The sequence below is a fragment of the Corallococcus sp. M7 genome, from assembly GCF_054512695.1.
The window spans coordinates 515,148-529,917 of sequence record NZ_CM137252.1 but is presented as its reverse complement, the minus strand read 5'-3'; the positions used below and the strand labels follow the sequence as shown (position 1 = coordinate 529,917).

The 14,770-nt window shown below is 70.3% G+C and carries 12 protein-coding genes; 9 read left to right on the top strand and 3 right to left on the bottom strand.

Annotated elements, in window-relative coordinates; translation table 11 throughout:
* Positions 1–63 precede the first annotated feature (63 nt).
* Genes ACX114_RS02200 through ACX114_RS02180 form a run of 5 tightly spaced genes read left to right on the top strand, consistent with a single transcriptional unit; the run spans position 64 to position 5,132 of the window.
* Entirely contained in the window at positions 64–1,398 is a 1,335-nt protein-coding gene (locus ACX114_RS02200) for an inositol-3-phosphate synthase (RefSeq protein WP_459294220.1), read from the top strand.
* Entirely contained in the window at positions 1,376–2,311 is a 936-nt protein-coding gene (locus tag ACX114_RS02195; protein ID WP_459294218.1) for a phosphatase PAP2 family protein, read from the top strand. The genes ACX114_RS02200 and ACX114_RS02195 overlap by 23 nt, the downstream gene beginning before the upstream one ends.
* The gene (locus ACX114_RS02190; protein WP_459294216.1) at positions 2,304–3,545 is read left to right on the top strand and encodes a GtrA family protein; all 1,242 of its coding nucleotides are present in this window, start codon (positions 2,304–2,306) and stop codon (positions 3,543–3,545) included. Before ACX114_RS02195 ends, ACX114_RS02190 begins: the two co-directional genes overlap by 8 nt.
* Positions 3,535–4,533, top strand: a complete 999-nt coding sequence (locus tag ACX114_RS02185) for a hypothetical protein (RefSeq protein ID WP_459294214.1) — start codon at positions 3,535–3,537, stop codon at positions 4,531–4,533. The genes ACX114_RS02190 and ACX114_RS02185 overlap by 11 nt, the downstream gene beginning before the upstream one ends.
* A gap of 17 nt (positions 4,534–4,550) precedes the next feature.
* On the top strand, positions 4,551–5,132 hold the full coding sequence (locus tag ACX114_RS02180) for a protein-tyrosine phosphatase family protein (protein ID WP_459294212.1): 582 nt from the start codon (positions 4,551–4,553) through the stop codon (positions 5,130–5,132).
* Here ACX114_RS02180 and ACX114_RS02175 read toward each other — a convergent pair.
* Both ACX114_RS02175 and ACX114_RS02170 read right to left on the bottom strand, forming a co-directional pair.
* Entirely contained in the window at positions 5,059–5,715 is a 657-nt protein-coding gene (locus tag ACX114_RS02175) for a sterol desaturase family protein (RefSeq protein WP_459294210.1), read from the bottom strand. The genes ACX114_RS02180 and ACX114_RS02175 overlap by 74 nt on opposite strands.
* Before the next feature lie 197 nt (positions 5,716–5,912).
* Positions 5,913–8,402, bottom strand: a complete 2,490-nt coding sequence (locus ACX114_RS02170; RefSeq protein WP_459294208.1) for an efflux RND transporter permease subunit — start codon at positions 8,400–8,402, stop codon at positions 5,913–5,915.
* A gap of 378 nt (positions 8,403–8,780) precedes the next feature.
* Between ACX114_RS02170 and ACX114_RS02165 the strand changes: the two genes are divergently transcribed.
* From ACX114_RS02165 to ACX114_RS02155, 3 genes are all read left to right on the top strand, one after another.
* Positions 8,781–11,276 (top strand): efflux RND transporter permease subunit, encoded by a 2,496-nt coding sequence (locus ACX114_RS02165; RefSeq protein WP_459294206.1) that lies wholly within the window; start codon positions 8,781–8,783, stop codon positions 11,274–11,276.
* An 80-nt stretch (positions 11,277–11,356) separates the two neighbouring features.
* Entirely contained in the window at positions 11,357–12,055 is a 699-nt protein-coding gene (locus ACX114_RS02160) for a hypothetical protein (RefSeq protein WP_459294204.1), read from the top strand.
* Between the two features lie 231 nt (positions 12,056–12,286).
* Positions 12,287–12,865 (top strand): hypothetical protein, encoded by a 579-nt coding sequence (locus ACX114_RS02155; protein WP_459294202.1) that lies wholly within the window; start codon positions 12,287–12,289, stop codon positions 12,863–12,865.
* Positions 12,866–13,016: 151 nt separating this feature from the next.
* Here the strand turns inward: ACX114_RS02155 and ACX114_RS02150 are convergent, their stop codons facing one another.
* Complete coding sequence (locus ACX114_RS02150) at positions 13,017–13,223, bottom strand: hypothetical protein (protein ID WP_459294200.1); 207 nt, start codon at positions 13,221–13,223, stop codon at positions 13,017–13,019.
* 180 nt (positions 13,224–13,403) lie between these two features.
* On the opposite strand from ACX114_RS02150, the gene ACX114_RS02145 reads away from it, so the two are divergent.
* Positions 13,404–14,672, top strand: coding sequence for a hypothetical protein (locus tag ACX114_RS02145; RefSeq protein WP_459294198.1), 1,269 nt, complete (start codon positions 13,404–13,406; stop codon positions 14,670–14,672).
* Positions 14,673–14,770 lie beyond the last annotated feature (98 nt).

The following is a 14,770-nucleotide window of genomic DNA, read 5'->3' as shown; positions in this document are numbered from 1 at the left end:
GGAACGGACTCGGAGACGCTCATTGGGCGGAGCGATTTCCCGCCATTCGAAGGAATCAGGACGATGGAGAACAAGAAGAAGGTCGCGAAGCCCGAGGGCAAGCTGGCGGTGCTCATCCCGGGCCTGGGCGCGGTTTCCACCACGCTGATGGCGGGTGTGGAGCTGGCGCGGCAGGGCAAGGGCGCCCCCATTGGCTCGCTCACGCAGATGGGCACGGCCCGTCTGGGCAAGCGCACCGACGGCCGCACCGTGAAGCTCAACGAGCTGGTGCCGCTGGCCACGCTGGACGACGTTGTCTTCGGCGCGTGGGACATCATCAGCGAGGACGCCTACCAGGTGGCCGTGCGCTCGGGCGTGCTGACGGACAAGCACCTGGAGCAGGTGAAGCCCTTCCTCCAGGGCATCAAGCCCAAGCCGGGCGTGCACGACCCTGAGTTCGTCCGCCGTATCGCGGCGAACCACATCAAGGCCACCAAGACGCACCGCGAGAGCATCGAGGCGCTGCGCCAGGACATCCGGGACTTCAAGAAGGAGCTCAACGCCAAGCGCGCCGTGATGGTGGTGTGCAGCAGCGTGGAGACCTTCCGCCCGCTGCCGGAGGCCTTCCAGACGCTGGCCAACTTCGAGAAGGCGCTGGACGCGAACAGCCCGGACATCAACCCCACGGCGCTCTACACGTACGCGGCCATCAAGGAAGGCGTGCCGTTCGCCAACGGGACGCCGAACGCGGCCGTGGACACGCCCGCGCTGCAGGAGCTGGCGAAGCTGGAGGGCGTGCCCGTGGCGGGCCGTGACCTCAAGAGCGGCCAGACGATGATGAAGACGGTCATCGCGCCCGCGCTCAAGGCGCGCATGCTGGGCCTGGAGGGTTGGTTCTCCACCAACATCCTGGGCAACCGCGACGGCGAGGTGCTGGATGATCCGGCGGCCTTCAAGGCCAAGGAAGTGACCAAGTCGAGCGTGCTCGACACCATCCTGCAGCCGGACCTGTACCCGGAGCTGTACAACAAGTACTCGCACAAGGTGTCGATCCACTACTACCCGCCCCGCGGCGACGCGAAGGAGGGTTGGGACAACATCGACATCACCGGGTGGCTGGGCTACCCGATGCAGATCAAGGTCAACTTCCTCTGCCGCGACTCCATCCTGGCGGCGCCGCTGGTCCTGGACATCGCGCTGTTCATGGACCTGGCCAAGCGGCTGGAGTGGCGCGGCATCCAGGAGTGGATGTCCTTCTACTTCAAGAGCCCCATGGCCCACCCGGGCCTGCCGGTGGAGCACGACCTGTTCATCCAGCTGACCAAGCTGAAGAACACGCTGCGCGTCGTCGCGGGCGAAGAGCCCATCACGCACCTGGGGATGGACTACTACGGGGATGACCTCCCGCTCTCCCGCTAAGAACGACTCCGCGTTCAAGTGGCTCGTCACCGTCATGGCGGCGGGCCACTTCGCGCTGGTGGTCGCCACCGGAAGAGTCCGGTGGGAGCACGTCGCGGCGGACCTGCTGCTGGTGGTGCTGGCCTGGGCCGGCGCCGGCCCGCGGCGGTTCCTCCGCGGCGCGTTCCCGCTGTGGCTCACCGGCATGATCCTGGACAGCCAGCCGCTGTGGCTGTGGCTGCGCGGCACCATCCATACCGGCGACCTGTGGAACCTGGAGAAGCTGCTGTTCCCCGCCCCGGGCGGCACGCACTGGCCCGAGTGGTGGTCGCGCCACCCCAACACCCCGTTGGACCTCTTGTGCGGCTGGGCCTACGCGGCCTACCTCTACGAGGTCTTCCTCGTGGCGCTGTGGTTCTTCTTCAAGAAGGACGCGCGGTTCGAACAGCTCTGCTGGGCCTTCTTCGTGGTGAACGCCATTGGCGTGGTCACCTACGTGATCTACCCCGCGGCCCCCCCCTGGTACGTGCTGAAGTACGGGCCGGGACTCGCGGACCTGTCGGCGCCGCCAAGCCCCGCGGGCACCGCGCGCTTCGATGCCTTCTTCGGCATCCACTACTTCGCGAACTTCTACGCCAAGAACCCCAACGTCTTCGGGGCCATGCCATCGCTGCACGCGGCCTACCCGCTGATGATGGTGCTCGTCCTGTGGCACAAGGGCCCCGCGTGGCGGGTGGGCACCATCCTGTTCGCGCTGCTCGTCGCTTTTTCCGCCGTGTATCTCACGCACCACTACGTCCTCGACGTGCTCGCGGGAAGCATCGCGGCGGTCGTGGCCTTCGTCGTCGTGAGGGCTGTCTTCGCAAGACGGGCCGTGGAAGCGCCGGGAGTGGCGCCCATGACCCTGCCGTCTGGAGGGAACACCCGTGCATGACAACGTGCTGGCCTTGCTGAGTGGAGACCTGTCCCCCTCGGCGCGCATCTGGACCGCGCTCGCGCCCGCGCTGTTCGCGGTCGCGTACTTCCTCGTGGGCCTGGTGCTCTTCTGTATCCGCTGTGCCATCAAGGGCATCCCACGGGACGCGGAGACGCTGACGCGTGGCAAGTCGGTGCTGGTGGGCTTCTTCCTGCGCCACTACTTCTTCTGGGTCATCCAGCCCCTGTGGACGGTGCTCCTGCGCTCGGGCCTTCCGGCCAACGCGCTGTCCATGCTGTCGGGCCTTTTGGGCGTGTCGTCCGGCGTGGCGGTGGCGGCGGGCCGCTTCGCGCTGGGCGGCTGGCTGTTCCTCCTGGCGGGCGTGCTGGACGTGATGGACGGCCGCGTGGCGCGCACCCGCAAGGAGGCCAACCCCGCGGGCGCGGCGCTGGACTCCGTGCTGGACCGGTACGTGGACTCCGCCATCCTGATGGGCCTGGCCTGGTACTACCGGGACACCTGGGTGCTCTTGCCCGCGCTGGGCGCGCTGATGGGCTCCTCGCTGGTGCCGTACGTGCGCGCCAAGGGTGAGGGCCTGGGCGTGAGCGTGCGCGACGGCGCGATGCAGCGGCTGGAGCGGGTGCTGTTCCTGGGCGTGGGCACGGCGCTGTCCCCCATCCTGGAGGCGCTGTTCTGGCCTCAGGAGAAGCACCCCATGCACTGGCTGGCGGTGGCGGGCCTGGTGTTCGTGGCCGTGCTGAGCAACGTCACGGCGGTGTCGCGCTTCCGCACGCTGGTGCGGGCCCTGACGCCGAAGAAGCCGGTGAAGCAGCGCTCGGGCGTGGCGCTGTTCGGCTTCAACGCGGCGGCGGGCGCCATCGCCACGGCGGTGGACTTCGTGGCGGTGCTGGGCATGGTGGAGTGGGGAGGCCTCTCCCCGGTGTGGGCCACGGTGGCCGGCTGCGTGCTGGGCGGCGTGGTGAACTACACCCTCAACCGGGTCATCACCTTCCGCAGCCAGGGCGCGGTGGCGCCGCAACTGGCGCGCTACACGCTGGTGAGCGCGACCAGCGCGCTGCTCAACGCGGGCGGCGTGGCGCTGCTCACGCTGCACCCGCAGCTGGCGTACACGCTGGGCTGGTGGGTGGTGCGCGGCGTCGTGTACTTCGCGTGGAACCTGCCGCTGCAGCGCGACTACGTCTTCAACGACACCTCGGACGAGCTCCTGGAGCAGCGGCCCCATGCGGCGTGACACGCTCGCCCGCGGCTTGAGGGCCCTCTTCGTCGGGGCCCTGCTTTCGCTTCCAGGGGTGGCGGCGGCGGGTGGTGGCGTGTTGAAGGTGGCCTACGACTCCAGCGACCGGTACGGAGAGAGCTTCACCTTCGTGGCGGACGCGGACGACGGCACCTACGTGACGGTGAACCTGACGGTGACGAACATCGGGCCGGGGTCGCGCACGGGCATCTGCCGCGCCACGGTCCTGCGGCCGGGCAAGCGCGCCTGGGCGCCGCAGAAGCGCGTGGGGGCCAATGACTGGAGCTACAACCCGGCCCTGGACCAGCTGACGATGGGGGACTGCACCGCCCGGGTCACGGAGAAGGGCCTGACGGTGGACGCGCCCCTGGACAACGGCCGGGTGGAGCTGGAGTACGCGCGCCAGCCGGAGCCGTGGTCGCCGGATGGCTCCGTGGTGGAGAACGGCAAGGACCGCTACCGCCACGAGGTCGTGCTGGCCGGCAGCCCCGTGACGATGAAGCTCCGCATCCCCGTGGAAGAGGGGGTGACGCTGAAGGGCGGCGGGTACGTGGACCACTCGCGCAGCACGGTGGCGCCGGCGAAGGTGGCGAAGCGCTGGGTGCGCTTCCGCGCGCTCAAGGGCCCGCCCTACGCGGTGGTGCTGGGGCGCGAGGGCCAGGGCGGTGACTACGCGCCGGTGTACCTCTGGGAGAACAAGGGGGACGCCCAGCTCCTGGAGTCCTTCACGCTCAACCAGTCGGGGAAGAAGGACAAGAGCACCTGGCAGGCGGAGTTCACCGACCGCGACGGCAAGCCGGCGCTGACGCTCAAGGGCACGTCGCTGCTCCAGCGCAGCGCACCGGTGGAGTCCCTGGGCGTGCTGAGCGGCCTGGTGCGGCCCATGGTGGGCTCGCCGGTGACGTACCTGCTGCGGGGTGTGATGGAGCGCCCGGGCAAGGCGCCGGTGGACGGGCTGATGGAAGTGACGTTGGAAGGCGAGTAGCCGCAGGGGTTTTCAGCGTGAGCGAGTCGTTGCTGCGGTCGGTGCATCACGTCCCCGGGGTCCGGGGGTTCGTGCGCAAGCAGGTGCTGCGGGTGGTGGCGCGCGGGGTGGAGTGGACCACCAAGCTGCCCGGCAAGCGCGCCCTCAACGTGTCCCAGGTGAACCCGTGGCTGCACGTGGGCGGCAGCGTGTCCCGCGCGCGCTACGGCGAGCTGAAGGAACGCGGCATCACCTGCGTCATCGACCTGCGCGCGGAGCGCTGTGACGACCGCGAGGCGCTGGCGGCGCTGGGCATCGAGCTGCTCAACCTGCCGGTGACGGACCGCTACCCGCCGTCCGTGGAGCAGCTGTCGCAAGGGGTGCGCTGGGCGCTGCCCCGGCTGGATGCGGGCGGCGTGCTGTACGCGCACTGCGAGCACGGCGTGGGGCGCGGGCCGCTGATGGGGCTGGCGGTGATGGTGGCGCGCGGCTGGGACGCGCCGGAGGCGTACCGGGCGGTGCGCCACGCGCGCTGGCAGGCGACGCTCAATGACCGGCAGTTGCGCGGTCTGGCGGACTTCGTGGCTGCTTGGACGGGCGTTCCGGAGAAGGCTGCGTAGGCAGCGGGGCCCGCCGTCCGCCGCTCCCCATCAGTGTGTCCATCCACCGGTTGCTGATGCCGAAGTTGCGGTCCGGCGTCGCGAAGTGGTGCGCCATGTGGTGCGCGCGCAGCGCCTTGCCCCAGGCCGTGCGCGGCGTGCGGTGGTGCGTGGCCCAGTGGAGGGTGTCGTAGGTCACGTAGCCCCAGACGATGCCCACGAAGTACGGGAGCATCTCCGCCGGGCGGCCCACCCACCACAGCGACACCCCGATGAGGGAGGACAGCGGAATGGTGACGATGAGCGGCATCACCAGGCGCTGGGAGTCATCCGGGTACTTGTGGTGGTAGCCGTGGGCAATCTCATGCACCCGCTGGCTGAGCGGGCCTTTGCCCTCCCAGTGGAAGAAGAACCGGTGGATGCAGTACTCCATGAGGACCCACGTCAGCAGGCCCAGCGGGATGAACAGCAGGGCCCGCCCCACCGTCGTCCGCCCCCCCGCCAGGCCCCACACGAGCAGGCCCAGCGTGAGCGGGATGTAGAGGAGGACCGGCACGGCCGGGTGCAGCTTCGACGCTGCCTCCATGAAAGCGTTCTCGAACATCCGGCCAGATTGATGCCTGAAGTATGGGCGCCCCATACCGGGTGAAGATTGGGCCGGGGACCCCCAGGTGCCCATGCCCGTTCGTCCCTCCGCAGTGTCGCCTTGCGGAACGGCCCCGGCCCCTCCGGGCGCAATGAAAAAGGCCCCGGCGGACGATGCCGGGGCCTTCTTGCCTGCATGCGTTTGCTCTTCGCGGATCAGCTCTCTGCGGGGCGCTGGCTCTCGTCGCTACCGGCCGCCGGGGTGGACGTGGCGCTGCTGTGCTTGTTGCGCCAGCGGTCCACCAGCAGGAGCAGCGCCGGGAAGCCCACCAGCACGATGACCATGTTCACCGCGAAGCCCAGGTTGGCCAGGTCGCCAATGGAGTTGAGGCCCGGGTGCTTGGCGAACACCAGCGCCAGGAAGCCGATGGCGCTGGTGAGCAGGCCGCCCGTGATGGCCCGGCCCGTCTCCGCGTAGACGGTGACGAAGTCCGCGCCCGGCTCGCCCAGGCGCTCAATCAGGTGCACGCCCGCGTCCACCGTCGTTCCGATGAGCACCGGGATGACGACGATGTTGAGGTAGTTGAACTGCAGGCCCATGAGGGACATCAGGCCCACCAGCGCCGCGATGGAGAGCAGCGTGGGCAGCATGCAGATGACCGCGTTGCGCAGGGAGCCCAGCGTCAGCCACATGGCCAGGAAGACGCTGACCACCGCGGCCACCAGGATGCGCGGCCCTTCCGAGGCCACCATGTCCAGGATGTCCGCCAGGATGAGCGCCTCGCCCGCCGCGGACACCTGGCTGCCGTCCGGCATCTGGAGGTTGCGGACCTCCTTGGTGAAGCGCCGCGTGCCCGTGCCGTCCGACAGGCTCACGTTCGCGTAGACGAGCACCACGCCGCCCTTCTGGCCGGCCGCGGGCTCGAACTGGCGGCGCAGGCTCTCCGGCAGGTCCTCACGCACGAAGGGCTTCGCGGCCGTCATCTTCACCGCGCGCACCAGGTCGTCGCGCTGGGCCTTGTCCACGCGCTCCGGGTCGATGCGCTGGAGCTTCTTGTGGATGGACTGGAGCAGCGCGTACTTCTCCTCCTGCTGCCGCGGCACCAGGTCCTCCAGCGCGCCCACGAAGTCGATGGTGGAGTCCTTGCCGAACTTCTCCTTGCGCGCCTGGAGCTGCTTCACCACCTCGCGCTCCATCGACTCCGAGTCCGTCAGCACCACCACCGGCGTCGCCGAGTAGCCCAGGATGTGGTCGATGCGCTTGTCCAACCGCACGCTCGGCAGCGACACGTCATCCAGCTTCGTGGAGTCGTAGTTGAAGCTCACCCGGTACGCCTGGCTGATGAGCCCCACCAGCGCCACGCCGATGACGATGGCCACCGCGCGGTAGCGGCGCGGCAGGAAGCGCGCGAGCATCGCCATGGGCCCGGACTGCGACTGGTGCTCGCGCGGCACCCAGCCCCAGCGCGACACCAGCCCCAAGAGCGCCGGCAGGATGAGCAGGTACGACGCCACGCTCACCATCATGCCCACCGCCGCGATGACACCGAACTCGTGGAACGCCCTGAACTCCGACCACGACAGGGAGAGGAACGTGAGCGCCGCCACCAGCGCGGAGATGAGCGCGGAGAAGCCCGTGTGCTTGAACGTCTCCCGCACCGCCTCCTCGGACGTCATGCCCTCCGAGCGCAGCGTGCCCCACCGCCCCAGCAGGTGGATGCCGTGCTCCACGCCCAGGCCGCCCAGCACCGCCGCGAGGAAGCCGGTCAGCAGATTGACCTGCCCGTACGCGATGCCCACGAAGCCGTAGGTCCACGACAGGCCCGCGACCACCGGCACCATGGTGAGGGCCACGGACAGGCCGCTGCGGAAGTGGAAGATGAGGTAGGCCAAGAGCAGCACCAGCGCCAGCGAGGACGCGCGCGCCAGGTCGCCGGTGATGACCGCCTGCTGGTCGATCTTCTTCTTGAACGTGCCGGTGATGGCCGTGTGGAAGCCGGGGCCGTACTTCGACAGGTCCTGCTTCGCCAGGTAGTCCTCCACCTGGGTGATGACCTTCTTGGAGTAGCCCAGGTCCGCGGAGGAGCCCTTGGCCTTGAGGAGCATCACCACCATGCGCTCCTGCGGATCCAGGTAGTACGTGCTCCCCTGCCCCGCGAGCCGCATGTTCGCGCCGCCGGTGTACTTCTTCTGGATGTCGCTGAAGTCCAGCGACGGGGCCGGCTCTTCTTCCAGGCGAACGAAGAGCGGGTTGGCCTGCTCCTTCTCCCACGCGAAGCGCGCGTCGATGCGCTGCTCGATGGTCTTCAGATCCGGCAGGTCCACGTAGTAGAGGCCGCGCTCGTCGAAGAACTGGCTGGGCCGCTGCGCGTTGACGAAGCGGATCTCCGACAGCGTCGCCAGCTTCGGCGCCATGTCATCCACGAACTGCTTGAGCTGCTCCGGCTCCGCGCCGATGCCGGCCACCACCACGTTGCCCTGGCCGCCGAAGCGCGTGCGCAGCTTCTCCAGGTCCTGGACGGACGGGAACGACTTGGGCAGCAGGTTCGCCAGGTCCGCGTTGAGGCGCAGGTCGCGCGCGAAGAAGGCGCCCAGGCCCGTGAGGACCAGCATCACGAACAGCGCCACCCAGGGCCTGCGGTGGCTGCGGGCCGCCAGGGAGCCCATCGCCGCCTCGAACCGTCCGGACCACCGCGTCTCACTCATGGATGTGATTTCCTGCTGAAAGCCCGCGCCTGACGGCCGGGGACAACCTTGAGCCCGAACGAACCGGGCTGCTCACGCGTATATGCCCCGAGCCACCGTGCGTCCAGGCATCGACCCGGGGCCTCCACCGGCCGCATGCCCGGTCCGGGGAACAAAGACAGCCGGGCCTGGGCCGCGCCATGTATGCCGCCCCGGCGCGCGTCACGCCAGGGGAACGGCTTCTCCTCTGAAAATTGAGGCATTTTGCCCCACCGTTCCGGTGTCGGCGGACGGGCGGAGCAACCCCTCGCGCCGCCGTGTCGGAGGATCGCGGCATGGCCAGCTTTTGCTTCGACATGGGCCCTGCCAGGAGGCAGGCGCCGCTGGGAGGCATGGTCGATGGCCTCGAACCCTTCTTCAGCAGCGGAGCGCACGTGGATGCACCGGGTGGAGCGCACGATGGGTGCGCTGGCCGCGCACAACCACCGCCGGCCCTTCACGGCGCTCGTCTGCGCGCTCGCGCTGTCCGTCGTGGGGCTTCTGTCCGCGCGCCACCTGACCCTCAACGCGAACCTGGTGGACCTGCTGCCCCGGTCGTTCGAAAGCGTGCAGGCCATCCACACGCTGGAGGAGCGCTTCGGCGCCCAGGGGTGGGTGGTGGTGGTGGGCGAGGACGGGGACCCGGCGCAGCTCCAGAAGTTCGCGGAGGACCTGGCGCCGAAGCTGGAGGCGCTGCCGGGCATCCGCTACGTGGAGATCACCCGGCCCAGCAGCTTCTTCCGCAGCCACGCGCTCTACTTCCTGTCACCCGAGGACCTGAAGGAGGTGGAGCGCCGCATCGACGCGCGCCTCACCTGGGAGAAGGCGCGCGCCAACCCGCTCTTCGTGCCGCTGGATGACGCCCCGCCTCCGTCGCTGGACTTCTCCGACCTGGAGAAGAAGTACGGCGGCGGCGCGGTGACGCGCCTGTCCAGCCACCCCAGCGACTACTACCTGGATCCCGCCGCGCGCCGCGTAGTGGTGCTGGCCAAGCCGGAGGTGTCGTCCGCGGACCTCACCTTCTCCACGAACATCATCAACGAGGTGCGGGGCGTCCTGCGGCAGCAGGACCTGTCGAAGTACGGGCCCGGCTTCCACACGGCCATCACCGGCTCGTTCCAGAAGAAGATGGATCAACAGGCGCAGATCACCCGCGACGTGGCGGTGTCCTCCGCGGTGGCCACGGTGCTGGTGCTGCTCTACCTGTTCCTGCACTTCCGCAGCGCGCTCGCGGTGGGGATGGTGCTGGCGCCGGTGGGCGCGGGCCTCGCCTGGACCTACGGGCTGGTGGCCGTGGCGTATGGCCGCGTGAACCTGCTCACGGCCTTCCTGGGCGCCATCCTGGGCGGCCTGGGCGTGGAGCACGGCATCCACCTGCTGGGGCGCTACCTCACGCTGCGCGGAGAGGGCTGGACCTCCGAGCGGGCCACGCGGGAGTCGTTCACGCACACGGGCGGCGCGGCGCTGGTGTCCGCGCTGGTGGCGGCGCTCACCTTCTTCGTGCTGGGCACGTCCAAGCTCACGGCGTTCCGCGAGTTCGGCGTCATCGCGGGCGTGGGCATGCTGGTGCTCATCCTCGCGTACGTGCTGGTGCTGCCGGCGGTGCTGGGGCTGGGGGCGCGCTGGGGCTGGAGGCCGCGCGCGAACGCCACGGAGATGACGGAGGCGCCGCTGGGCCGCGTCATCACGCACCGGCGCGGGCTGCTCACCGTCGTGTCCGCGCTCGTCGTGGCGGGCCTGCTCACGCAGTTGCCGCGCCTGCGGTTCGACTACGACATCGGCTCGTTGCAGGACCAGCGCCTGGACTCGTTCGTGCTGGACCGCGCCGTCAACCAGCTCATCGGCTATTCGCAGGTCCCGCTGGTGGTGCTCACGCGCTCGCGCGAGGAGGAGGCCGCGGTCGTCCGGGAGCTCCAGGAGCGCAAGCGGGAGCGGGGCAGGGACTCCACGGTGGACTTCGTCGCGGCGCTCGCGAGCCTGGTGCCGGAGCGGCAGGCGGAGAAGCAGGCCATCCTGAAGGACATCGGGAAGCTGGTGGAGGACGTGCCCGAAGGGCAGCTCACCCCGGAGCAGCGCGGGCAGTTGGCGGAGCTGCGCAGGCAGGTGCGGGCGAAGCCCTTCACGGAGGCGGACCTGCCCTCCAGCGTGCGTCAGCAGTTCCAGGGGCGCGGCGGCCCGGGCACCGGCTTCGTGCTGGTGTATCCGTCCGCGGACCAGTCCGACGGACAGGCCATGCGCCGGATGGCGAAGGAGGTTCGAGGGGTGACGCTGCCGGATGGCCGGCCGGCGGTGGTGGCCGGTGAGGCCATGGTGCAGGCGGACATCTTCAACCTGGTGTCGCACGAGGCGCCGTTCATCCTGATGGGCTCCACGCTCACGGTGCTGCTGGCCATGTGGATGACGCTGGGCGGCCTGCGCACCGCGCTGCTGTGCCTGATGCCCACGGTGGTGTCGCTGTTCGCGGTGCTGGGGCTGATGCCGCTGTTGGACATGGAGTTCAACTACCTCAACATCCTGGTCATCCCGGTGCTCATCGGGACGACGGTGGACGCGGGCGTGCACCTCATCACGCGGCTCGCGTCACCGCGCAGCGACTTCGTGCGGGTGTACTCGGAGACGGGGAAGGCCATCTGCGGCGGCCTGCTCACGAGTGCGGTGGGCTTCGGTGCGCTGCTGCTCGCGGACCACCCGGGCCTCAACTCGATTGGCGCCCTGGCCAACGTGGGGTTCGGGATGAACCTGCTCATCATGCTGGTGACCTTCCCGGCGCTGTTGCTGGTGCTCTCCGAGCGCAAGCGGCGCCACCGTGCGGTTCCCCCACGGCGCATGGGTGAGCAACTCATCAGGGATGGCTAGGGGTCCTCTCGCGGCCCACGCCCTTCCATCAGGCCGAGGCGTCGTCCGTCTGGCCCCACACCCGCGAAGGAGTGAGAGCGATGTCTCAGCAATGGATCTGGATGAGCGTGGCGGCGGGCACCCTGGCGCTGGGCTCCGCGCACGCGCAGGTGGATCCGAACTCCGCGGGCGCCATCACCACCAGCCAGCCGAACCCGGGGGCCGCGCCGGGCACCCCCAACCCCATCAATGGCGCGTCGGCCAGTCCGACGACGCAGCCCATTGGCGACATCACCGGCGCGAACACGGGGACGGGCGGCGGCGGCACGTCCACGGGCGCGGTGATTCCGCAGCCGTACAGCGCCCAGCCGTTCGTCTCCGGCAACTCGCCGGACACCCTGCCGCCCAGCCCTGGCAACGCCACCACCGTGACGGGCGCGGGCACCGTGGTGGCGCCCGGCTCGGCCACCACCGTGACGGGCACCGGCGCGGTGCTGGCCCCCGGCACCAGCACCACCGTGGCGGGCTCCACGGGCTCCACCGCCACCATGGGCGCGCTGATGCCGCCCGCCACGACGACGCCCGGCACCATGCTGCCGGGCGCCTCCAACAGCACCGTCACGCCGGGGACGCCCACGGGCACCATGTCCAGCACGGGCGCGGTGCTGCCTCCGGCCACCGGCACGACGCCGCCGGCCATCACAGGCTCGCAGCCCACGCTGTCGCCGGACAGCAACACGTCCAGCAACTCCGTGACGCCGCTCGGTGGCGGCAACGTGACCCAGCCCCCGAGCCCCTGAGTCCCCGGGCCCTCCATGCCCGGCTCGCTGGCTCGCACTCCGGGCCAGCGGGCCTGGCGCGCGGAGGACACGTCCGTCTCGTGCAACCCTCCCCTTGCGTCCGCCCATGCCGTCCCCCGAGCAGGCAGGCGGATGAGCCACCCCTGCACACACCCCGGGGCCTGCTCACCTTCGGTCGTGCAGGCAGCCAGGACCTTTCAAGCAGTCAGACTCCTACTCGGGGGAATCCACATGAAGAAGTTCCTGAAGACCCAGCTGACGGTGGCGGCGGTTCTCGCGGGCGCGCTTGCGCTCGGCACGGGCTGTAAGTCGGACCAGTCCGCGACGCGCGGCACCGAGCCGACGCCGGCCTCCGACTCCACCATGCCCACGGACTCCAGCGGCACGGGCACGGACACTTCCGGCTCCGGCACCACCACCACGCCGCCTCCCAGCAGCGGCGGCTCCGGCTACGACACGGGCAGTACCTCGCAGGACTCGACACTGCCTCCGTCGGACATGAGCACCGGCGGCTCCGGCACGACGGATGACTCCACGCTGCCGCCCGCCACCAACGACGGCACCCTGGACCCGGCCACGGGCGGCGCGGGCACCGGCGAGGCCGAGCCCGGCGTGCACGACGGCGAGATGACCGAGCCGGGCACGGGCGGCTCCGGCATGGACACGGACGACAGCGCCATCCCGGACGACAGCAGCCTGCCCAATGACGCCACGCTCGACCCGAACAGCTCGGGCGCCAAGGGCAACATGACCACGCCGGTGCCGGACTCCACCGGCACGATGGCGCCCAACAACGGCACCACGCGCTAGTCCCTTCCTGGGATGAATGGAAGCGCCCGCGGCCTTCACCGGTCGCGGGCGCTTCGCCGTTTCCAGCGGCCGGCGCCCGGCGCGAACGACAAGACCCCGCCGACGCCCGGAAGGCGTCAGCGGGGTCATGAAGACAGCGAGGCCTGGATGATCAGCTCACCTTGACGCCTGGCGAGAAGGGCTGGCCCACCGGTTCGATGATGCGCGGGCTCCCGTTGTCACCCGGCCCATTGCCGGGACCGCCACCCGGGTCGAAGGTGGACGGCACGTGGCGCTCACGCCGCTCCTCTTCCGTCCCGGCTTCGCGCGCTGGAGGCAGGTCCTCCAAGGGGATGTGCAGCACGTCTTTCTTGCTCATGACGAACGCCTCCTTTCCCCTCTGAGGTTGGGGTGGGCGGGGGCTTTGCGCCACCGGGCGCCCCCCCGTCCGCATGCCCCCCGGCCTCCGGAATGCGTTTCTCTTGGATGACAGGGAGCGGCCGGGGGCTTATCCAAAGAGGTCCAGGCAGCACGCACCCACACCGAAAGCGTCCAACGCATGAAGCTGTTGCTGGCAGGCCGACGAGGAGCAAGCGATCCGCTGTTCGCCCCCCCGGAGGCGTCCCTGCCCTGGCTGCAACGCGTGGAGGCGTGGTTCCAGCAGGTGGCCGAAGGCGTGCTGGAGGGCAGCCACATCGAGGAGGGCCCCCAGGGGGCGCCCGTGCTGCACCTGCGCCTGCACCCGGCCGCGCCGGAGGTGTTGCTGCTCGCGACGACCCAGGAGCGCGTCGTCGTCTCCGCGGAGACCAGCGCCGCGGGGCCCGGCTACCACCGCTACCTGGTGGACCTGCTCAAGGGGCTGGGCGACCTGCACGGCATCTCCTGGGCCCCGCCCGACGAGGACGCCGGCGTGGGCGACGCCACGGGCTACTTCCACGGCGGTGACGTGGACATGGTGGAGAAGCACTTCCTGGGCTGGCTCCAGCACTCGGTGGGCCAGGTGCTGCGCATGCGCGACCTGGGCAACTCCGGCTTCGCGCTGTCCATGCGCTTCGGCCACACCTTCCAGCACCCGGGCGCGCTGCTCACGCCCATGGGGCCTCGCGACGAGCGCTGGCTGCGCACCGCGCATGAAGACCCGCGCCAGGGCGCGGACGTGTTCCCCTGGTGGAACCCCGGCGTGGACGCCCGCGAGCGCTACACGCGCGCCCTGTGCCGGCTGTGGACGGACGTCGTCTGGCGCCCGCCGCTGCTGGACGAGGAGCGCCAGCGCCTGCGCGACGTGGCCCGGCTGCTGGAGCAGGCCTGGCGCGAGGACCCCTCGCTCCCCTACCCGTGGCGCGAGTGGCAGGAGGTGCTCGGCTACCTGGGCATGGGCGGGACGGTGGCGGAGGAGGTCCACCGCCGCGCCCTGGAGTCGCCCGGCGTGGGGCCGCCCATCGGCTACCGGCGGGGCTCCGTGCAGGTGGCGCTCCCCGAGGGCTGGGAGATTCGCATCCCCGGCTCCCTGGCGGAGGCGCGCCTGCGGGACGGCAGCTGGGTGGCCCGGGACCACCGCCGCACCGTGCGCGTGGTGCCCCTGGAGGACTCCGCGGAGGAGCAGCTGGCGCCCACCAGCCCGGAGCGCAAGGCCCTGGAGCTGGAGCACCATGGCGCCCGCGTCAGCGGCCGCGCGTCCCTGCACATGGGCCCCGGCGAGTGCCGGCTGACGGCCCTGTGCCGCTCCGGCAACCGCCGCGCCCTCTGCGTGGTCAGCTTCGATGATCCGGACGAGCAGGACTGGGCCCTGGGCACCTGGCGTTCACTGGACCACGCCGTCGCCGCCTGACGGCGGGCATTCGTTTCAGCACCGACCACTTGCCAAAGCGCTGCCCGGTGGACAGTCAGCGCGCCCAGACGTCTTGCCGCGTAGCGCCGTCGCACCCA

What these genes read in the sequence shown, in the direction of transcription:
- ACX114_RS02185 (WP_459294214.1), top strand. Translation starts at nt 3,535, where the DNA reads ATGCGGCGTGACACGCTCGCCCGCGGCTTGAGGGCCCTCTTCGTCGGG.
- ACX114_RS02145 (WP_459294198.1), top strand. Translation starts at nt 13,404, where the DNA reads ATGAAGCTGTTGCTGGCAGGCCGACGAGGAGCAAGCGATCCGCTGTTC.
- ACX114_RS02160 (WP_459294204.1), top strand. Translation starts at nt 11,357, where the DNA reads ATGTCTCAGCAATGGATCTGGATGAGCGTGGCGGCGGGCACCCTGGCG.
- ACX114_RS02175 (WP_459294210.1), bottom strand. Translation starts at nt 5,715, where the DNA reads ATGTTCGAGAACGCTTTCATGGAGGCAGCGTCGAAGCTGCACCCGGCC.
- ACX114_RS02170 (WP_459294208.1), bottom strand. Translation starts at nt 8,402, where the DNA reads ATGAGTGAGACGCGGTGGTCCGGACGGTTCGAGGCGGCGATGGGCTCC.
- ACX114_RS02150 (WP_459294200.1), bottom strand. Translation starts at nt 13,223, where the DNA reads ATGAGCAAGAAAGACGTGCTGCACATCCCCTTGGAGGACCTGCCTCCA.
- ACX114_RS02200 (WP_459294220.1), top strand. Translation starts at nt 64, where the DNA reads ATGGAGAACAAGAAGAAGGTCGCGAAGCCCGAGGGCAAGCTGGCGGTG.
- ACX114_RS02155 (WP_459294202.1), top strand. Translation starts at nt 12,287, where the DNA reads ATGAAGAAGTTCCTGAAGACCCAGCTGACGGTGGCGGCGGTTCTCGCG.
- ACX114_RS02165 (WP_459294206.1), top strand. Translation starts at nt 8,781, where the DNA reads ATGGCCTCGAACCCTTCTTCAGCAGCGGAGCGCACGTGGATGCACCGG.
- ACX114_RS02195 (WP_459294218.1), top strand. Translation starts at nt 1,376, where the DNA reads ATGACCTCCCGCTCTCCCGCTAAGAACGACTCCGCGTTCAAGTGGCTC.